This window comes from Burkholderia sp. 22PA0106 (assembly GCF_047497155.1).
In the GTDB taxonomy this organism is placed as follows: domain Bacteria; phylum Pseudomonadota; class Gammaproteobacteria; order Burkholderiales; family Burkholderiaceae; genus Burkholderia.
Genome location: NZ_CP163162.1, coordinates 704,141 through 723,369, shown reverse-complemented (window position 1 = coordinate 723,369; position 19,229 = coordinate 704,141). Strand labels below are relative to the sequence as shown.

Genomic DNA, 19,229 nt, shown 5'->3' with positions numbered 1-19,229 from the left:
GATTGCACAGGCATGCAGGCAGGAGACGAACGTGAATACATCCACCCCGGCTGAAGGCCACGGCACGAAGACGAAAATGTCGACGATCGCCGCGGCCAGTTTCATTGGCAGTACGATCGAATGGTATGACTTCTTCCTTTACGGCATCGCGTCGGCCATCGTGTTCGGCCCGCTGTATTTCCCGGGCAACAATCCGCTGACGGGCACGCTGCTCGCGTTCGGCACGTTTGCGGTCGGCTTCATCGCGCGCCCGTTCGGCGGCATCGTCGCCGGCCATCTCGGCGACCGGATCGGGCGCAAGTTCGTGCTGGTCGCCACGTTGCTGGCGATGGGCATCTCGACGGCCGTGATCGGGCTGGTGCCATCGTTCGGGCAGATCGGCATGCTCGCGCCGGTCCTGCTGATCGCGTTGCGCGTCGTGCAGGGGCTGGCGGTCGGCGGCGAATGGGGCGGCGCGGCGCTGATCGCGGTCGAACACGCGCCGCAAGGCAAGCGCGGGCTGTACGGCAGCTTTCCGCAAATGGGGCTGCCCGCCGGGCTGTGCCTCGCGACGGGCGCCATGGAACTGGTCAGCCGCTTGCCGGAAACCGATTTCCTCGCCTGGGGCTGGCGCATTCCGTTCGTGTGCAGCGCGCTGCTCGTGGTCATCGGCCTGCTGATCCGCCTGCGCATCGAGGAACCGCCCGTGTTCCGCGAGATCCTCGATTCGCGCAAGCAGGCCCGCCTGCCGATCCTGGAAGCGATTCGCCGCTTTCCCCGGGCAATCGTGCTGTCGGCGGGCCTGCGCTTCGCGGACAACATCCTCTATTACGTCTTCACGACCTTCGGCCTGTCCTACATGACGCGGCATCTGGGCCTGCCGCGCCGCATGGTGCTGGTCGCCATCCTGCTGGCGGCCGCGCTCGAACTGCTCACCAATCCGCTGTTCGGCGCGCTGTCCGACCGGCTCGGCAGAAAACCGGTGGTGGTGTTCGGCGCGCTGCTGGCCGTGCTCGCACCCTACCCGTTCTTCCTGCTGGTCGGCACCGGCAACCCGCTGCTGGTGCTGCTGGCCGAGGTCATCGTGATCAGCATCGCGCACGCGGCCGTGTTCGCGCCGATGGCGGCCTGGTTCGCGGAGATGTTCAGCCCCGACGTGCGCTACAGCGGCGTGACGATCGGCTTCCAGCTCGGCGCGCTGCTCGCCGGTGCGCCGACGCCGGTGATCGCCACCACGCTGCTCGCGAAATACGGCGATTTCGGCCCGATCGCGCTGTTCGCGATGGGCGCGGCGTTCATCACGCTGGTGTGCGCATGGCTGGCGCGCGATGCGCGCTCGCTGGGCACGGAGCCGACGCCAACGCCAACTCCGTTAGGCAACCTGAACAAGCTGTAACGGTTCGGTCTGACGACTGAACCGGCAACCCCTCCCCATCGATCCATCACGAGAGCCTCATGCTTGAAGACTTGTTTTCCCTGAACGGAAAAACCGCCGTCGTCACCGGCGCGGGCCGCGGCCTCGGCGCCGATATCGCCAGGCTGCTGGCGCGCGCCGGTGCGCATGTTCACCTGTTGAGCCGCGGCGCCGCCGCGCTCGACGCCACCTGCGGCGAGATTCGCGCGGCCGGCGGCCGTTGCGAGCCGGTCGTCTGCGACATCCTCGACGATGACCAACTGCAGCGCGCGTTCGCCGCGCTGCCGGCGCTCGACATCCTCGTCAACAACGCCGGCACGAATTCGCCCGCGCCCCTGCGCGACGTGACGACCGACCAACTCGACACCATGCTCGCGCTGAACGTGCGCGCCACCTACCTGGCGACGCAGGCGGCCGTGCAACGCATGGGCGGCCTGCACGGCGACGCGCCGCGCGGCGGCGTCATCGTCAACATCTCGTCGCAGATGGGCCACGTCGGCGCGCCGGGACGCACCGTCTACTGCATGACCAAGCACGCGATCGAGGGGCTGACCAAGGCCGCCGCCGTGGAGCTGGCGCCGCTCGGCATCCGCGTGAACTCGGTCGCGCCCACCTTCGTGGATACGCCGATGACGAAGCCGTTCTTCGCCGATCCAGCATTTCGCCAATGGGTGTTCGATCGCATTCCGGCCGGCCGCCTGCTCGACAGCGCCGAGGTGGCCGCCGCCGTGCTCTACCTTGCCAGCCCGGCCGCCGCGATGATCACGGGCACCAGCCTGCGGCTCGACGGCGGGTGGACCGCGCAGTAAGACCCTGCGCGCGACAGGGCCGGAAATCGCGGCTGTTTTGTGCTAGATTCAATCATTCAGGACATCTTGTTATTTTCGGCCATGCATACCGTCGGACTCGTCGTCTACCCCAACTTTCAGTCGCTCGCGCTCGCCGTGGCCAGCGTGTTCGAATACGCGAACCTGCTTCACAGCGAGGAAGCCTACCGGTTCCGCATCGTGTCCGAACCAGGCGGCCCGATCGTCTCGTCGCAGGGCTTCGCGGTGCACAGCGAAGTGCTGGCCGACGACGGTTACGACACGCTGATCGTGGCCGGCGACAACGAGTGCCGGCTGCCGTCCGAAAGCCTGCGCGACTACATCCGTCACGCGCCGCAGCATTCGCGCCGGATCGCCTCGATCTGCACCGGCGCGTTCGTGCTGGCGTCCGCCGGCTTGCTCGAAGGCAAGCGCGCGACCACGCACTGGTTCCATGCGCGCGACTTCAAGAAGCAGTACCCGGACGTGCAGCTCGACGAGGATCGCATCTTCGTCGTCGACGGCCAGATCTGGACGTCGGCCGGCATGAGCGCCGGCGTCGATCTCGCGCTCGCCATCGTCGAGAGCGACCTGGGCCTGGAAACCGCGCGCATGGTGGCGCGCAAGCTGGTGCTGTATCAGCGCCGTGGCGGCGGCCAATCGCAGTTCTCGGCGCTGCTCGAACTCGATGCGCGCTCCGACCGCGTGCAGATGGCGCTGGCGTTCGCGCGCGAAAACCTGAACGGCGACCTGTCCGTCGAACGCCTGGCCGAAGCCGCCAACCTGAGCCCGCGCCAGTTCAGCCGCGTGTTTCGCGAGGAAACCGGGCAATCGCCGGCCAAGGCGGTCGAACGCCTGCGCGTGGAAGCCGCGCGCCTGATGATGGAAACCACGCGTCACCCGATCGAGATCATCGCGCGCGAAACCGGCTTCGGCGATCGCGAACGGATGCGCCAGGCGTTTCTGCGCGCGTTCGGGCAGGCCCCGCAAACCATCCAGCGCGCATCGGGCGGCGCGTTGCAGCCGGTCTGATCGATACGGATTGCTGACGGTTCGCGTCAGGCCGGCTCTTTCAGCGCCCGCCCGACCACCTCGTCCAGTTCGGCGAAATCGGGCCGCCCCACATAGCGTTTCAAAATCCTGCCGCGCCGGTCCACCACCAGCGTGGTGGGCGTCAGTTGCACGTCGCCGAACGCCTTGGCGAGGCTGCCGTCGTCGAGCGCCAGCATGAACGGCAGATGGCGGCCCTGCGCATAATTGACCGCGTACTGCCGCGGCGTGTAGCGCATCGCCACCGACACGAACGCCAGCCCGGCCGGATGGAAGCGCTCGTAGGTGGCCTTCATGCTCGGCATCTCCTCGATGCAGGTCGAGCAATCGGTATCCCAGAAGTTGACGAGAAACACCTTGCCGCCCAGATCGGCGGAGGTGGACACGCGCTGCCCGGACAGCAGCGTGAACGTCGTATCCGGCACGTGCGGCCGCGCCAGCGCGTAATGCCCCACCGCCGCGACCAGCGCCAGCCCGAATAACGCCGCCGCCGCCCGCCCTTTCCTGATTCGCATCGCCTGCTCCCTGTTCGTCGCGCGACTCATTATCAGCGCGGCACGCCGCGCGCCCAATGACGGATTCGCCATGTTTTCCGTCATCCGGCGCATGGCCGGAATCATTGCAGATACGGCATTGTCGTCGCCGCGCCGCAAGCCGAAGATGGCTCCATCGAACGAACCAGGCGACTGGTCTATTCAGGAACCCTCAGCAATGACGAATCAGGCTACTCCGTCGGGCGCGACCCGGCAAACCCTTCTCGACGCCGCGCAAGCGATCATGGCGGGCAAGGGCTTTTCCGCCGTCGGCCTCAACGAGATCCTGAATGCGGCCGGCGTGCCGAAGGGCTCGTTCTATCACTACTTCGCCTCGAAAGAGGCCTTCGGTCAGGCCTTGCTGGCGCGGTACTTCGACACCTCGCTGGCCACGCTCGACGCCATGCTGGCGCCGGATGCGGCAAGCGTCGGCGAACGGCTCATGCGCTATTGGCAGCATTGGGCCGACAGCCAGATGGCCGCCGGCCCGCATGCGAAGTGCCTGGTGGTCAAGCTCGGCGCGGAAGTGGCGGACCTCTCGGCCGCGATGCGGCGCACGCTCCACGACGGCACCGCGCGCCTCATCGCGCGCCTGGCCGCCGCCATCGAGGCCGGCGTGGCCGACGGCTCGCTCGCCACCGTGCACGACCCGGCGGAAGCGGCCCGCACGCTCTATCAGACCTGGCTCGGCGCCAGCGTGATGGCGAAGATTTCAGGCGGCCGCGCGCCGTTCGACGACGCGGCGGCCGTCACGCGGCAAATGCTTCGGCCGGTCGCAAAACATGAGCATCGTCAGCACGCCTAGCGCGCTCGCCTGACGTATCGAGCGCAAAACATTCCGTGCTCGTCAAACCCTCTAATAGTTAGTTGTGCAATTCAATCGCGCGTTGCAGCGCATTCACCCAAGCGGAGCATGTCATGGCTTACCAAACCATCAACCCCACCACCAACGAACTGATCAAGACCTGGCCCAATCACACCGATGCCGATGTGGAAGCGGCGCTGGCCACCGCGCACCGGCTCTACAAGTCGGCATGGTCGAAAGGCCCGATCCAGCCGCGCGTCGCGGTGCTCCACAAGCTGGCCGACCTGATCGACTCGCGCGTCGAGGAACTGGCCCGGATCATCACCGCCGAAATGGGCAAGCTGATTGGCGAAAGCCGCGGCGAGGTTCAGATCGTGGCGCAGATCGCCCGCTATTACGCCAATAACGCCGAGCGCTTCCTCGCGCCGGTCGCCATCCAGACCGATCAGGGCGACGCCTGGATCGAACATCATCCGGTGGGCGTGCTGCTGGCCGTCGAGCCGTGGAATTTCCCGTTCTATCAATTGATGCGCGTGCTCGCGCCGAATTTCGCCGCCGGCAACCCGATCGTCGCCAAGCACGCCAGCATCGTGCCGCACTGCGCCAGCGTGTTCGAGGCGTTGGTGCATGAAGCCGGCGCGCCGGCCGGGGCCTGGACCAACCTGTTCATCACGGCCGATCAGGTCGGCAAGCTGATTGCCGACCCGCGCGTGCAAGGCGCCGCGATGACCGGCTCGGAAGGCGCGGGCAGCTCGATCGCCGCCACCGCCGGCAAGCATCTGAAGAAGACCACGCTGGAGATGGGCGGCAACGACGTGTTCGTGGTGCTGGAAGACAGCGATCTCGACAAGGCCGTCGAGATCGGCACGTTCTCGCGCCTGCATGTGGCCGGGCAGGAGTGCATCGGCGCGAAGCGCTTCCTGGTGCGCGAGGAAGTGGCGCAGGCGTTCCTCAGCAAGCTGACCGCCGCGTTCCAGGCCGTGAAGATCGGCGACCCGTTCGACGAGGCCACCACGCTCGGGCCGCTGTCGTCGGCCGGCGCGCGCGATGGGCTGGTCAGGCAGGTCGAGGCGGCCGTGGCGAACGGCGCCACGCTCCACTACGGTGGCCATGTGCTCGACCAGCCCGGCAACTTCTTCGAGCCGACCATCCTGACCGACGTGAGCCGGAGCAACCCCGCGTACTTCGAGGAATTCTTCGGCCCGGTCGCGCAGATCTACGTGGTCAAGAGCGACGACGAAATCGTGGAGCTGGCCAACGATTCGAACTATGGCCTGTCGGGCGTGGTGTTCTCGCGCGACATCGAACGCGCCAAGTCGCTGGCGGCGCGGATCGAAACCGGCGCGGTGTGGATCAACACGTTCTCCAGCACGGCGCCCGAACTGCCGTTCGGCGGCGTGAAGCGCTCCGGTTACGGTCGTGAGCTGTCCGAACTCGGCATCAAGGAGTTCGTGAACCAGAAGCTGGTGCTGGTCGCGCACGCCTGAAACCGGTAGCGCGCGCCCGGCGCGGCGGCCACGCCGCTGCGCCGGGCGCGCTGCCTCGGCTTACTGCTCGCCGGGCGCCCAATCGGGGCTGTAGCCGCCGAGCGCCGGGTGATACATCTCGTCGCCGGTGTGCTGGGTGAATTCGACGTTGAGGCGGTTTTCCGGCACGCCGAGGATCTCCACGCAGTGCGCGCACAGCGCCTTCGCGACCTCCATGCGCTGCTCGGGCGGCCGGCCCTTGCGGATGTCGAGCATCATCACCGAGACGGGCACCGGCGCCTCGCCAGCCTCGGCGATGCGCCAGACGCCGCCCGCGCCCAGTTCGCGAATCGCGACGCTGATGCGCCGGATATCGACCGACATCATGCGGGCATAGGTTTCGCTCATCGCCGCCGCGAGGCGCTGCTTGACGTCCGCGGGGTAGTGGTCGTTCACATCCAATTGCAGGTAAGGCATAGCGTTCAACACTCCAGAAAAATGGGGCGGCGGGCCGCGCCTGCGGCCGGGTGCCAGGGCTCGATTCTGGCACCCGCTACCCGCCCCGCCCAATGACGAATCCACCCTGAATTCCGGCCATGCCCGGCCCTCGGACACCGAATGACCGCACTTCGACGAAATATTTGAGCCTTCAACATATCTACCCATATACTTGAGCACTCAATCAAAACCTCTCGAAGGAGATTCATCGATGACTCTCGACGGCAAAATCGCGCTCGTGACGGGCGGCAGTTCGGGTATTGGCCTGGCGACGGCCCGGGCGCTGATCGCGGAAGGCGCGCATGTGTATCTGACGGGCCGCCGGCTCGACGAGTTGAAGGCGGCCGCGGCGGCGCTTGGCGACGCGGCCACGCCGGTGCAGGGCGACGTGGCGAACCCGGCCGATGTCGATGCGCTCTACGAGCAGATCCGGGCGCGGCACGGGCGCCTCGACATCGTGTTCGCGAACGCCGGCTTCGCGGCGTTCGCGCCGCTCGGCAGCCTGACCGACGAACATATCGACGCGCTGCTGAACACCAACGTCAAGGGCGTGATCTGGACCGTGCAGAAAGCGTTGCCGTTGATGCAGCCGGGCGGCTCGATCGTCCTCACCTCGTCGATCGTCGGCAGCAAGGGCTTCGGCAACTGGAGCATCTACAGCGCGACCAAGGCGGCGGTGCGCTCGTTCGCGCGCACCTGGGCCTCGGAGCTGAAGGGACGCGACATCCGCATCAACGTCGTCAGCCCCGGCGTGATCGAAACGCCCGGCCACGACAAGACGGGCCTCAGCGAGGAGCAGCGCAGCGGGTTCTTCGACTACGCCGCCCAACTCGCGCCGCTCGGCAGAACCGGCCGTGACGACGAAGTGGCGAACGTGGTGGCGTTCCTGGCGTCGGATCGCAGCAGCTTCGTGACGGGCAGCGAAATCTTCGTGGACGGCGGCGTCGCGCAAATCTGAACGATCCGAACGCGCCGGACCTCACAACGCAAACGGGCCGGGGCGCCATGCAAGCGGCCCCGGCCCGTTCAATCAGCGGATCAACACAACGGCGCGCCAGCGCCGTCGCTCAATACCCCACCGCCGCCCCCGCCGGCCGGCGCGGATCGTTCGCGCCGTACACGAACCCGGTGCGCACGCGCCCCGACACCGACGCATCGTTGCCCGAGCTGGCCCGGTCCGCCGCCTCGGTGCCGGGCAGCCCCACCAGCACCAGTTCGGCCGCGCCCCAAGGGGTTTGCTCGACCAGCTTGTAGCCCATCTTGCGCAGGATCGCGAGCGTGTCGGGCGACAGCCCCTGCGTTTCGTAGTCGATCTCGTCGGGCAGCCATTGATGATGGATGCGCGGCGCATCGACGGCCGCCTGCGGCGCCATCCCGTAATCGATCACGTTCAGCGCGGTTTCCAGCGTGATCGTGATGATCCGCGAGCCCCCCGGCGAACCCACCACCATGAACACCTTGCCGTCCTTGGTCACCACCGTCGGCGCCATCGACGACAGCGGCCGCTTGCCCGGCGCGATCGCGTTGCGCGTGCCCTGCACCAGCCCGAACAGGTTCTGCACGCCGACCTTGACGGTGAAATCGTCCATCTCGTCGTTGAGGAAGAAGCCGGTGCCCGGCGCGATCACCACCGCGCCGAACAGGCCGTTGATGGTGTACGTAGTGGACACCGCGTTGCCGTCGGCGTCGACGATCGAGTAATGGGTCGTCTCGGGCTTCTCGTGCACGCTGAAGCCGGGGATCACGTCCTTCGACGTGGCGGCGCGGTCGTCCGGGATCACCTTGCGCAGCTCGGCCGCGTAATCCTTGCCGGTCAGGCGCGCGATGGGGTTGTCGATGAAATACGGATCGCCGAGCAGCGTGTTGCGGTCGAGATAGGCATGGCGCATCGCCTCGGTCATGACGTGCACGGCGGCGGCCGAATGGAAGCCGAGCGCGCGCATGTCGTAGCCTTCGAGGATGTTCAGCGTCTCGCACAGCGTGACGCCGCCCGAACTGGGCGGCGGCGCCGAGATGAACGTGTAGCCGCGATAGCTGCACTTGAGCGGCTCGGTGTCCTCGGCGCGGTACGCGGCGAAATCGCCGGCGGCGATCACGCCGTTGCCGCGCTTGGCGGCGGCCTCGACGGCCTGCGGAATCGCGCCGCGATAGAACGCGTCGTCGCCGTGCCGCGCGATCTGCGTCAGCGTGCGCGCCAGGTCCTTCTGCACCAGCCGGTCGCCGGGCTGCCACGGCGAGCCGTCGGGGCGCAGGAAGATGCGCGCGGCGTCCGGGTCGGCGCGGAAACGCTCGGTCTTGGTATCGAGGATGTCGGTGTCGCCGCGCGTCAGCACGAAGCCGTCGCGCGCGAGCCGGATGGCGGGCGCCATGACCTGCGCGAGCGTGAGCTTGCCGTATTCGCGCTCGGCCAGGTTCAGCCCGGCCACCGTGCCCGGCACGCCGACCGCGCGATAGCCGTACAGGCTTTCGCCGGGCTTCACGTTGCCGTCGGCGTCGAGATACATGTTGGCGGACGCGGCGGCCGGCGCCTTCTCACGGAAATTGATGAAGCGGTCGCGGCCGTCGGCCAGGTGCAGCGTCATGAAGCCGCCGCCGCCGATGTTGCCGCAGCACGGGTTGGTGACGGCCTGCGCGTAGCCCACCGCCACGGCCGCATCGACGGCGTTGCCGCCCTGCTTGAGAATCTGCACGCCGATCTCGGAGGCCAGATGCTGCGAGGACACCACCATCGCGTGTTGCGCCTCGACGGCCGGCAGCGAGGCCGCCTGCGCCGTGGCATACACCGACACCGTCAACGCGGTGGCCAGCAGAAGAAGTCGCCGCATGTCGCGATCGCTCCAGGGGATGGGATCGAATGCGGCCGGCGCACACCCCGAAATGCGCCGGCGTGTGGCCAATGAAGGCGGCTTACGCCGTCGGGGGAGAAACCGAATCGGGCGCCGCGTCGAGATGGAAACGCTGCAGCAGCACGCGCTTCGAGGTGTCGAGAATCACGCTGCGTTCGGCGCCGTCCAGCAGCCGCGCACTCATCAGCGCGCCGAACAGTTCGGCGCGCATCGAGCGCGCCATCGCGTCGGCGTCGTCCCAGCCCAACTGCGCGAGCAGCGCGGCGATGCGCTGATGCTGGCGCTCCATGCCGCGCGCGAAGGCGGCGCGGGCCTCGTCGTCGAGGCGCGGGATGTCCGAGCCGAGCGCCGCGATCGGGCAGCCGGTGTCGCGCGCGCGGCAATGCGCTTCGGACAGATAGTGGTCGATATAGCTGACCAGCCCGTCGCGCGGCGTCTTGCCGTTCATGCGCTTGTCGAGCCGCTCGGCCGTCTGGTCGAACATGAAATCGATGCTGGCCGCGATCAGCGCGTTCTTCGACGGAAAGTGCGCATAGAACCCGCCGTGCGTGAGACCGGCCTCGCCCATCACGGCCGCCACGCTGACGTTGTCCGGACCCTGCTCGCGGATCGCGCAGGCCGCGGCTTCCAGCACGCGGTTGCGGCTTTCCTGCTTGTGCTCGGGGCTGTATCGCATCCGTCTCACCTCGCAAAATTAAGGCGACAACATACCATGGCCGCCGCCCCCTCCGCTCGCGCGAAACGGGGCGGCATGCGCGCCGTTTCAGGGCGTCGCGGCCAGGGCCGGCGCGGCCGAAGCCACGCTTGCCGCCGGGGTTGAAGCCGGGGCCGGCGACGCGGCCTGCGCGTCGTCCGGGGCATCGGGCGACCAGCCGCCGCCGAGCGCGCGGTAGGCCGCCACCGTCGCACGGGCGCGGTCGCCGCTGGCCAGCACCCAGGCGCGGCGCGCCTCCAGCAACGCGCGTCGGCGGTGCAGCAGCTCGCCCTGCGCGGCCGTGCCCTGCGTGTAGCTGCGCTGCGCCGATTGCTCGGCGCGGCCAGTGGCGCCCGTCACGGCGCGCCATTGCTCGACGTTCTCGTCGGATTCGGCCAGCGCCACGAGCACGTTCTCGACGTCCTCGCTGGCGCGCAGGATCGACTGCCGGTACTGCGCGAACGCCTCGGCGCGCGCGCCCTTGGCCTGCCGCACCTCGTCATCCACGCGGCCGAAGTCGAACAGCCGCCAATGCAGGCCGGCCAGCACCGACGGCTCGAACGCGCGCGCCGTGAACAGGCTGCCGTTGTTGAGCCGGTCGAAACCGAGCAGGCCGGACAGCGACACGTCCGGGTAATACTGCGACAGCGCCGCGCCGATCCCGGCCGTGGCCGAGGCGAGCCGCCGCTCGGCGGCGATCACGTCGGGGCGGCGGCGCAGCAGGTCGGCCGGGCGCAGCTTGCCGGGCAGGCCGGGCGCGACGCCCATCGCGGGCGGCGCATCGCCGAGCGCGGCGGCGTCGGTGCCGGGCGCGTCGCCCATCAGCACGTCGAGCCGGTTGCGCTGCTGCGCGGCCTGCGTCAGCAGCCCCGGCAGCAGCGCGCGATCCTGGGCCAATTGCGCCTCGGCGTCGTCGCGGTCGCGGTCGAGCGCCACGCCTTGTTCGACACGATCCTCGGTCACGCGCACCAGCGCACCATCGGTGTCGATCTGTTCGCGCAGCAGCACGATCGCGGCCTGCGCGCTGCGCAGGCGGAAGTACGCGTCGGCCGCCTCGGCGGCGATCGACACGCGCGTGCCGAGCCGCGCCGCCTCGGCCGCCTGTGCCTCGTCGCGCAGCGCTTCGGCGCGGCGATGCAGGCCGCCGGCCAGGTCGAGTTCCCAGCTCGCGCCGGCGTCGATCTGTTCGAGCGTGAGGTTGCGCGAATAGCCGGGCGACTGGCTGACGATGGTGCCGAGCGGGCTGACCAGCGATTGACGCTCGTGGACGATGCTGCCGTCGAGGCTGCCCTGCGGCAGCCAGGCGGTGGCCGCCTCGCCGGCCGCCGCGCGCGCCTGCACGACGCGCGCCTGGGCGGCGGCCAGATCGAGGTTCTGTGCGAGCACGCGATCGATGATGCGCGTGAGCGCCGGATCGTCGAAGCCGGTCCACCAGCGCGCGAGGTCGGCCGTGCTGTCGCCGGACACCGCCGCGAGCGCGTCGCCCGCGTGGTAGCGCTCGGCCATCGCGACCTCGGGCCGGTGGTAGTCGGGGCCGACCATGCAGCCCGCCAGCAACAGGGTGGCCAGCAGGGCCGGGGCCAGCGCGTGCGGCAGCGGCAGGCGCGGCAGCGCGCGGCGGCCGGTACGGATGAGATGCGTCATTGTCGATTCCCTGTTCAGTGTCCTGCGTCGCTGCTCGGCTGCTTCGGCGGCGCCACCTTGCGCAGCAGCGGCACCATCGCCACGGCGATCACGAACGCCACGCCGACCACGAGGAACGCGTCGGCGTAGGCCATCGTCGAGGCCTCGCGATAGGCCAGGCCGCGCAATTGCAGCAGCGTCGCGCCGGCCGCGTGGGCGGTGTCGCCGAACGCCTGCCCGAAGCGCGCCTGGGTGCCGTCGATCAGCGTCTGCATGGCGGCGTTGCCGCTGGTCAGCGTGCTGGCGATCCGTTCGAAGTGAAAGTTGGTGCGGTTGTTGAGAATGGCGCCGCAGATCGCGATGCCCACCGCGCCGCCGAGGTTGCGCATCATGTTGAACAGCCCGCTCGCATACTTCACGCGCGCCATCGGCAGGCTGCCCAGCCCGAGCGTGACGGCCGGCGCCACCGCGGGCACCTGCGCGATGCCGCGGATGATCTGCGGCCAGAACAGTTGATCGCCGCCCCAGTCGCTCGTCACCTGCGCGAAGCTCAGCATCGACAGGCCGAACATCGCGAGCGCGCCCATCAGGATGTGGCGCGTGTCGAAGCGGCGCGCGAGCACCATGTACACCGGCACGCCCAGCAGGCCGCCGAGGCCGGTGGCGCACACCACGGTGCCGGTCTGCAGCGCCGAGTAGCCGCGCACGTAGCCGAGGAACAGCGGCATCAGATAGATCGTGCTGAAGATGCCGATGCCGGTGATGAACGACAGGATGCAGCCCACCGTGAAGTTGCGGTTCGTGAACGCGCGCAGGTCCACCACCGGCTTGTCGTAGCTGAGGCTGCGCCACACGAACAGCAGCCCGGCGATGCCCGAGATCCAGGCCGCGTGGCGAATGTCGGCATCGTCGAACCAGTTCCAGCGCGAGCCTTCCTCCAGCACGTATTCGAGCAGGCCGAGAAATACCGCCATCAGCGCGATGCCGAGGTAGTCGGCATCCTTGAGCAGCGAATGATCGGGCTCGTCGATATCCACCATCGTCGCCACCCCGAGCGCGACCAGCAGGCCCGGCACCACGTTGATGTAGAAGATCCAGCGCCACGACATCACGTCGGTGATCCAGCCGCCGATCACCGGCCCGAGCGCGGGCGCGACCGAGGCGATGGTGCCGATCACGGCCGCCGACATCGCGCGCCGCGGGCCGCTGAAATAGTGGAACGACGAGGTGAACACGGTGGGGATCATCGACGCGCCGAGCATGCCCTGCAGCGCGCGGAACAGGATCATGCTGCCGATGCTCCAGGCCATCCCGCACAACATGCTGGCCACCGTGAAGCCGATCGCCGACGCCACGAACAGCCAGCGCGTCGAGAACACGCGCGTGAGCCAGCCCGACAGCGGAATCGTGATGATCTCGGCAATCAGGTAGGCCGTCTGCAGCCAGCCGATCTGATCCTGGCCGGCCGACAGGCCGCCGCCGATGTCCTGCAGCGAGGCGGCCACCACCTGAATGTCGAGCAGCGCGACGAACATGCCGACGCACATGATCGCGAACGGCAAGACGGACGGATCGGACGGCGCGGCCGCGTCCCGGGCGGCGGCGGTCATTGATGCTCCGAGCGGGTATCGACGCTCGCCTGCACCGACAGGCCGGCGCGCAGCGCGCCGACTCCGCTCACGTCCGGATCGAGCGTGATGCGCACCGGCACGCGCTGCACGATCTTCGTGAAGTTGCCGGTGGCGTTCTGCGCCGGAATCACGCTGAACACCGAGCCGGTGGCGGGCGCGAGGCTTGCCACGTGGCCTTCGATCTTCAGGCCGGTGTTGACGTCGGCCTCGATCTCGACCTTCTGGCCGGGCTGCATGTGGCGGATCTGGTCTTCCTTGAAGTTCGCATCGACCCACAGGCCCTTGGCCGGCACCAGCGACATCAGTTGCGTGCCGGCCGCCACGAACGTGCCCGGATGCGCCGAGCGGTTGCCCACGTAGCCGTCGACCGGCGCGAGCAGCGTGGTGTAGCCCGTATTCAACTTGGCGTTGCGCATCGCGGCTTCGGACTGCTCGATACGCGCCTGCGCTTCCACCTTCTGCGCCTCGATCACGCCGAGCTGGCGGCGCTGCGCGTTGACCGCCGCCGCCGACGCCCGCACCTTGGCGCGAGCCTGGTCGAGCGAGGTTTGCGCGCGCTGCGAATCCTGCTGCGTGCCCGAATGCGATTCGGCGAGGTTCGCGTAGCGCTGCGCGTCGCGGCTCGCGAACTGCTGCGCGGCCTGATCGACGTCGGCCTGCGCCTGCGCCTGGGCGATGTCGGCCTCGATCAGCGCGTGCTGCGCGTCGAGCCGCGTCAGCGCGGCCTTGGCGGCGTCCACCTCGGCCTGTGCCGCATCGAGCCGCGCCGTGAAATCGGCCGGATCGAGTTCGATCAGCGGCTGGCCGGCGTGCACCAGCGCGTTGTCCTCCACCAGCACGCGCGCCACGTAGCCCGACACGCGCGGCGAGATCACCGTGACGTTGCCGCCCACGTAGGCGTCGTCGGTGGATTCGTAAAAGCGCCCGCTGAACCACCAATAGATGCCGTAGCCCGCTGCCCCGATCAGCACAATCGTCAGGATCGCGAAAGGAATGATCCGGCGCTTGCGCGGTGCCGCGGCCTCGCCGGCGGCGGCGTTGTTGTCTTGCATGCTTGACTCCTGTAATCGGGGATGCCGACCGGGGCCGTGCACGCGAGATGCACGGCCCCGGTCGGTAGCGAATGGCTGGCGCCGTCATTGCATGACGATCATCATGCAACATGATATGACGGACATCATTCAATACGCAAGCACGATGGCAAACCGGCCCGAGGGGCGGGTGATCGTTCAATCGTAGGAGGAATTCGGACGGCGCCGAGGGCGGCGTCAGTGGCGTGTGGGCGCGGCGCCGCCGAACGGCGTGTCCGCCGCGAAGGCGCTGCTCAGTTGGCTGGGCCGATCGCCCGGCGCTTCAGGGAACCGGCGGGTCTCGCCACGCATCACTGCACGGCAAGGCCCGCCGGCGTTCAGCCCTTGCGCACCAGCACCACGGCGTATTTGCAGTTCGCGGCGCTGTCGTTGCGGAACACGCAATCGCTGGGCGGCCCGATTTCCAGGCAATCGCCGGCGTGCAGTTCGTGGCGCTCGCCGCCCTCGACGAACACCAGCGTGCCGTCGAGCACCCAGATCAGTTGCTGCATGTGCTGATAGGCCGAGGCCGGCATTGGAATATCCGCGCCGGGCGGCAGGTCGATTTCGACGAGGTTCAGCGGCGACACCGATTTCGGCGACACATGGCGGCGCACATAGCCGCTTTGCGGATCGACCCACACCGGCTGATCGTCCACCCGCAGCAAGCGCCCCTCCTCCAGTTCGGCCAGCGCCAGCAACGCCGACATGCTCAGGTTGAACGCGCCCGCCAGCTTCGCCAGCGAGGTGGCCGTCGGGCTGCTCTCGCCGCGCTCGATCTTGTGGATCATCGCGCGCGACACGCCCGACGCCTCCGCCAGATTGGTCAGCGACCAGCCGCGGCTCTCGCGCTCGGTGCGGATTCGGGCGCCGATTCGTTGATCGATGTCGTCTACTATGGTGTACACTCGTTTTAATTTAGTGGACAGCCTAAGGAGGCTGGCATGGAAATTCGCGACGCGGATTGGCAGGACATCGAAGGTATCACGGCGATCTACAACGACGCGGTGCTGAACACCACGGCGATCTGGAACGAGACCGCCGTGGATGCCGCCAACCGCACCGCCTGGCTCGGCGACCGCCGCCACGCGGGCTACCCGGTGCTGGTGGCCGTGGACGATGCGCAGCAGGTGCTCGGCTACGCCTCGTTCGGCGACTGGCGCGCGTTCGACGGCTACCGTCACACGGTCGAGCATTCGATCTACGTGCGCGGCGACCAGCGCGGCAACGGCCTCGGCAAGACGCTGATGATCGCGCTGATCGATCGCGCGCGCGCGATCGGCAAGCACGCGATGGTGGCCGGCATCGAGGCCGGCAACACCGGCTCGATCCGCCTGCACGAAAAACTCGGCTTCGAGAACGCCGGCACGCTGCGGCAAGTGGGCATGAAGTTCGGCAAGTGGCTCGATCTGACGTTCATGCAGTTGACGCTGGATGGGCGGGCGACGCCGGATTCGCCGCGCGATTGAGGCGCACGACGCCTCGCCCACAATCAAAAGCCCCGCGAATGCAGTAATGCCGCATAGGATGCACGAAAGGTCTGATGTAACATCGGCGTCGGTAAGAACTGGAGACGTCGATGAGAAACGTTGCATTCAATTCGTATTATTGGGACGGGTTGTACGATTGGACGGGCGCAGGTGAAGAGTGGTCCGAAACGTGGGGGGGCAGCCGTGCTCAATGGCTCGGTTCACTCTACCCTCGTATCGCAGGGTTTCTACCTGCGGACAAAATCCTTGAAATCGCCCCCGGCTTTGGGCGATGGACCCAATTTTTACTAACAGCCTGCAAAGAATATCAAGGCGTCGATCTCTCTCAGGAATGCGTGGATGCATGCAGGAAGCGCTTTCCGATGGTGACAACAGCGCAGTTCGAAAAGAACGATGGCGTATCGTTGCCGACTGTTGAGTCCGGATCGGTCAACTTCCTTTTTTCATTCGATTCGCTTGTGCACGCGGAAGCCGAGGTGATTGCCCAGTACGTTCCAGAACTCCTTCGGGTTCTCGCACCGGATGGTGTTGCTTTCATCCACCACTCAAACTGGGCGGAAGTGGGCGCAAGGCTTGAAAACTCACACGGACGCGGGATGGATGTAAGCGCCGCGGATGTCGCCGCCATGATCAAAAGCGCGGGTGGCAGTGTGATAATTCAAGAGAAAATCAATTGGGGGCTTGAGGAATGCACGGATTGCCTAACCCTTTTCGGGCAGAAGTCCTGCGATCCAGTGTTCATCAAAAACCAAGAATTCATGCAAGAAGCCAAAAGTATTTGTAGGAACCAGAGCCCATATTCGAATCTCATCAAGCCGCTGTAATCGGGGTGCGTTTCACGTCATCCGGCACGAAATGATGTGGGCCGCAGCCCCCCCGCCTTCGGCAAAATACCGACCTCAAAGCGCCTCAACTGAACGGCATTACCGCGAATGCAGGGCTTTTCGTTGAATCCGTGACCGGCTCACTTCAATCGGGTGAGCGCCGCCACATACGCCGCACTGCGCGCCCGCTTGCCGACCGAAACGACCGTCACGGTCACCACGTTGTCGTCGACCTGATACGCGAGCCGGTAACCCAGCGCCGGCAAGTTGATCTTGTAGCAGTGATCGAGGCCGCTCAAACGCGCCGCCGGCACATGCGGCGCATCCAGCCGCTCGGCCAGCTTCCTTCTGAATTGCGCGCGAACCGCAGTGTCGAGTGTCGTCCACTCGTTCAGCGCACTGGCGAGAAACCGCAGCTCATAAGTCTTCAAGATGGACACTCACCGAAGGTTCGGCTTGACGCGCCCGGACGATCTGCGCCAGTTCGGCATCTTCGAGCCGCTCGCAAATGACCTCCCATTCCGCCGCCGGAATCAGATACGCCACCGGCTTGTTTCGGTTGAGCACGGCAACCGGGCCATCCGCCTGCTCGATGACGGCGGTCGGATTGACCTTGAGCTCGCTGATGCCGATCGAGGTGCGCGCCAGTATGTTTTCCATCGTCGTACCTTTGGCCAAACTTGGGCCGCCGCTGTTAATGACCAAATAATAGGTCTTTTAAAAGCCCCCCCTCAAAGACCTGCTCCGTTCGCGCTAGCTCGCGCCGTGATTCCCCCGGGTATTCCCGAGTGCCACCCTCCAATCAAAAATTTGTATGATGACCACATAACCTGACAAACCCGGTCCGTCCATGTTCGAAAAAATCCCGTCCCGCGCGATGAGCGATACGGTCGCGCAGCAACTGCTCAAGCAGATCGAGATCGGCAGCTTCACCGCCACCGGCAAGCTGCCGACGGAATCGGTGCTGGCGCAGGAGTTCGGCGTGAGCCGCACGGTGATCCGCGAGGCGATCTCGCGCCTGAAGAACGAAGGCGTGGTGGAACCGCGCCAGGGCAGCGGCGTGTTCATCTCGCAGCACGGCGCGATCCGGCCGCTGCGCATCGATTACGCCGAAGCGGTCGAATCGGGCTCGCTCGCGCATCTGCTGGCGGTGCGCCGCGCGATCGAGGCCGAGGTGGCGGCCGATGCCGCCAAGTGCCGCACCGACGCCGACATGGTCCGCATCGACGCCGCGCTCGCGAACATCGACACGGCCGTGGCCGAGGGCCGCGACGGCGTGGCGGAAGACATCGCGTTCCACCGCACCATCGCCACCGTCACCGGCAACCCGTATTTCCTCAAGACCCTGAGCTTCCTGAATCAGTACCTCGAAGCCGGCGTGGTGGTCACGCGCCGCAACGAAGCCACGCGCGAGGATTTCTCGCGCCAGGTGCGCGAGGAACACGCCGCCATCGTCGACGCGATCCGCGCCGGCGACGCGCTGGCCGCCAGCACCGCGGCGCGCACCCATCTGGTCAATGCCGCGCGGCGTCTCGCCCAGGCCGGCATCCGCTGATTTCCGCCCGGCCAGGCCGGGCGCTTCCCGTTCACACGAAGGTTCACCATGTCACGACAAATAGGCGTCATCGGTCTCGGCGCGATGGGATTGGGCGTTGCCCGCTCGCTGCTGCGCGCCGGCTTCACGGTTCATGCGTGCGACGTGCGCGAGCAGGTGCTCGCCGATTTCGCGGCCGAGGGCGGCCGGCGCTGCGCCAGCCCGGCCGAGCTGGGCGCGAAGTGCGAGGTGGTGGTCACGCTGGTGGTCAACGCCGCGCAAACCGAAACGGTGCTGTTCGGCGAACACGGCGCGGTGCCGGCCATGCGCACCGGCTCGACGGTGATCTCGAGCGCCACCGTCTCGCCCGAATTCGCCGTGCAGCTCGGCGCGCGCGTCGAGGCGGCCGGCCTGCTGATGCTCGATGCGCCCGTGTCGGGCGGCGCCGCGCGCGCGGCCTCGGGCGAAATGACGATGATGACGTCCGGCCCCGCCGCCGCCTACGCCGCCTGCGAGGACGTGCTGGCCGCCATCTCGGGCAAGGTCTACCGGCTCGGCCACGAATACGGCGCCGGCTCGAAGGTCAAGATCATCAACCAGTTGCTGGCCGGCGTGCATATCGCCGCGGCCGCCGAGGCGATGGCGCTGGGCCTGCGCGAAGGCGTCGATCCGGATGCCCTGTACGAGGTCATCACGCACAGCGCCGGCAACTCGTGGATGTTCGAGAACCGCGTGCCGCACATCCTGAACGGCGACTACACGCCGCTGTCGGCGGTCGACATCTTCGTGAAAGATCTCGGCCTCGTGCTCGATACCGCGCGCCGCAGCAAGTTCCCGCTGCCGCTGTCGGCCACCGCGCACCAGATGTTCATGAGCGCGTCGAGCGCCGGCCACGGCGGCGAGGACGATTCCGCCGTGATCAAGACCTTCCCCGGCATCACGCTGCCGAACGCCCGTTGACGGAAC

General features: G+C 67.4%; 20 protein-coding genes. 10 read left to right on the top strand and 10 right to left on the bottom strand.

Features of this window, described 5'->3' with window-relative positions; translation table 11 throughout:
* The first annotated feature begins 31 nt into the window (after positions 1–31).
* The 3 genes from AB4850_RS03125 (at position 32) to AB4850_RS03115 (ending at position 3,231) form a co-directional block, all read left to right on the top strand.
* Positions 32–1,375, top strand: coding sequence for an MFS transporter (locus AB4850_RS03125; RefSeq protein ID WP_414441150.1), 1,344 nt, complete (start codon positions 32–34; stop codon positions 1,373–1,375).
* A gap of 59 nt (positions 1,376–1,434) precedes the next feature.
* Positions 1,435–2,202: an SDR family NAD(P)-dependent oxidoreductase gene (locus tag AB4850_RS03120; RefSeq protein WP_414441149.1), complete on the top strand. Its 768-nt coding sequence runs from the start codon at positions 1,435–1,437 to the stop codon at positions 2,200–2,202.
* Positions 2,203–2,283: 81 nt separating this feature from the next.
* Complete coding sequence (locus AB4850_RS03115; RefSeq protein ID WP_414441148.1) at positions 2,284–3,231, top strand: GlxA family transcriptional regulator; 948 nt, start codon at positions 2,284–2,286, stop codon at positions 3,229–3,231.
* A gap of 26 nt (positions 3,232–3,257) precedes the next feature.
* Here the strand turns inward: AB4850_RS03115 and AB4850_RS03110 are convergent, their stop codons facing one another.
* Positions 3,258–3,764: a TlpA family protein disulfide reductase gene (locus tag AB4850_RS03110; RefSeq protein WP_414441147.1), complete on the bottom strand. Its 507-nt coding sequence runs from the start codon at positions 3,762–3,764 to the stop codon at positions 3,258–3,260.
* Between the two features lie 196 nt (positions 3,765–3,960).
* Here AB4850_RS03110 and AB4850_RS03105 point away from each other — a divergent pair, with 196 nt between their 5' ends.
* Together AB4850_RS03105 and AB4850_RS03100 are read left to right on the top strand one after the other, a co-directional pair.
* Positions 3,961–4,587 carry a TetR/AcrR family transcriptional regulator gene (locus tag AB4850_RS03105; protein ID WP_414441944.1) on the top strand — a complete coding sequence of 209 codons (627 nt, stop codon included), beginning with the start codon at positions 3,961–3,963 and terminating at the stop codon, positions 4,585–4,587.
* Positions 4,588–4,700: 113 nt separating this feature from the next.
* Positions 4,701–6,074 (top strand): NAD-dependent succinate-semialdehyde dehydrogenase, encoded by a 1,374-nt coding sequence (locus AB4850_RS03100; protein WP_414441146.1) that lies wholly within the window; start codon positions 4,701–4,703, stop codon positions 6,072–6,074.
* A gap of 60 nt (positions 6,075–6,134) precedes the next feature.
* On the opposite strand, the gene AB4850_RS03095 is transcribed toward AB4850_RS03100, so the two are convergent.
* Positions 6,135–6,530 carry a tautomerase gene (locus AB4850_RS03095; protein ID WP_414441145.1) on the bottom strand — a complete coding sequence of 132 codons (396 nt, stop codon included), beginning with the start codon at positions 6,528–6,530 and terminating at the stop codon, positions 6,135–6,137.
* Between the two features lie 232 nt (positions 6,531–6,762).
* Here AB4850_RS03095 and AB4850_RS03090 point away from each other — a divergent pair, with 232 nt between their 5' ends.
* Positions 6,763–7,509 carry an SDR family NAD(P)-dependent oxidoreductase gene (locus AB4850_RS03090; protein ID WP_414441144.1) on the top strand — a complete coding sequence of 249 codons (747 nt, stop codon included), beginning with the start codon at positions 6,763–6,765 and terminating at the stop codon, positions 7,507–7,509.
* A gap of 109 nt (positions 7,510–7,618) precedes the next feature.
* Here the strand turns inward: AB4850_RS03090 and ggt are convergent, their stop codons facing one another.
* The 6 genes from ggt to AB4850_RS03060 form a co-directional block, all read right to left on the bottom strand.
* Complete coding sequence (gene ggt / locus AB4850_RS03085; RefSeq protein ID WP_414441143.1) at positions 7,619–9,376, bottom strand: gamma-glutamyltransferase; 1,758 nt, start codon at positions 9,374–9,376, stop codon at positions 7,619–7,621.
* A gap of 82 nt (positions 9,377–9,458) precedes the next feature.
* Positions 9,459–10,073, bottom strand: a complete 615-nt coding sequence (locus AB4850_RS03080) for a TetR/AcrR family transcriptional regulator (RefSeq protein WP_414441142.1) — start codon at positions 10,071–10,073, stop codon at positions 9,459–9,461.
* Between the two features lie 87 nt (positions 10,074–10,160).
* On the bottom strand, positions 10,161–11,735 hold the full coding sequence (locus AB4850_RS03075) for an efflux transporter outer membrane subunit (protein ID WP_414441141.1): 1,575 nt from the start codon (positions 11,733–11,735) through the stop codon (positions 10,161–10,163).
* A gap of 14 nt (positions 11,736–11,749) precedes the next feature.
* Positions 11,750–13,324 carry a DHA2 family efflux MFS transporter permease subunit gene (locus tag AB4850_RS03070; RefSeq protein ID WP_414441140.1) on the bottom strand — a complete coding sequence of 525 codons (1,575 nt, stop codon included), beginning with the start codon at positions 13,322–13,324 and terminating at the stop codon, positions 11,750–11,752.
* Entirely contained in the window at positions 13,321–14,397 is a 1,077-nt protein-coding gene (locus AB4850_RS03065; protein ID WP_414441139.1) for an HlyD family secretion protein, read from the bottom strand. Before AB4850_RS03065 ends, AB4850_RS03070 begins: the two co-directional genes overlap by 4 nt.
* A 356-nt stretch (positions 14,398–14,753) precedes the next feature.
* Positions 14,754–15,323 (bottom strand): helix-turn-helix domain-containing protein, encoded by a 570-nt coding sequence (locus tag AB4850_RS03060; RefSeq protein WP_414441138.1) that lies wholly within the window; start codon positions 15,321–15,323, stop codon positions 14,754–14,756.
* Between the two features lie 36 nt (positions 15,324–15,359).
* Here AB4850_RS03060 and AB4850_RS03055 point away from each other — a divergent pair, with 36 nt between their 5' ends.
* Positions 15,360–15,884 (top strand): N-acetyltransferase family protein, encoded by a 525-nt coding sequence (locus AB4850_RS03055; protein ID WP_414441137.1) that lies wholly within the window; start codon positions 15,360–15,362, stop codon positions 15,882–15,884.
* Positions 15,885–15,994: 110 nt separating this feature from the next.
* Positions 15,995–16,729 carry a class I SAM-dependent methyltransferase gene (locus AB4850_RS03050; protein WP_414441136.1) on the top strand — a complete coding sequence of 245 codons (735 nt, stop codon included), beginning with the start codon at positions 15,995–15,997 and terminating at the stop codon, positions 16,727–16,729.
* Between the two features lie 140 nt (positions 16,730–16,869).
* Here AB4850_RS03050 and AB4850_RS03045 read toward each other — a convergent pair whose 3' ends face one another.
* Entirely contained in the window at positions 16,870–17,169 is a 300-nt protein-coding gene (locus AB4850_RS03045) for a type II toxin-antitoxin system RelE family toxin (protein ID WP_414441135.1), read from the bottom strand.
* A complete protein-coding gene (locus tag AB4850_RS03040; protein ID WP_414441134.1) occupies positions 17,147–17,389 on the bottom strand; it encodes a type II toxin-antitoxin system Phd/YefM family antitoxin in 243 nt (80 codons plus the stop codon). Before AB4850_RS03040 ends, AB4850_RS03045 begins: the two co-directional genes overlap by 23 nt.
* 190 nt (positions 17,390–17,579) lie before the next feature.
* Here AB4850_RS03040 and AB4850_RS03035 point away from each other — a divergent pair, with 190 nt between their 5' ends.
* The gene (locus tag AB4850_RS03035; protein WP_414441133.1) at positions 17,580–18,284 is read left to right on the top strand and encodes a FadR/GntR family transcriptional regulator; all 705 of its coding nucleotides are present in this window, start codon (positions 17,580–17,582) and stop codon (positions 18,282–18,284) included.
* A gap of 48 nt (positions 18,285–18,332) precedes the next feature.
* Complete coding sequence (ltnD, locus tag AB4850_RS03030) at positions 18,333–19,223, top strand: L-threonate dehydrogenase (RefSeq protein ID WP_414441132.1); 891 nt, start codon at positions 18,333–18,335, stop codon at positions 19,221–19,223.
* Positions 19,224–19,229: the final 6 nt, after the last annotated feature.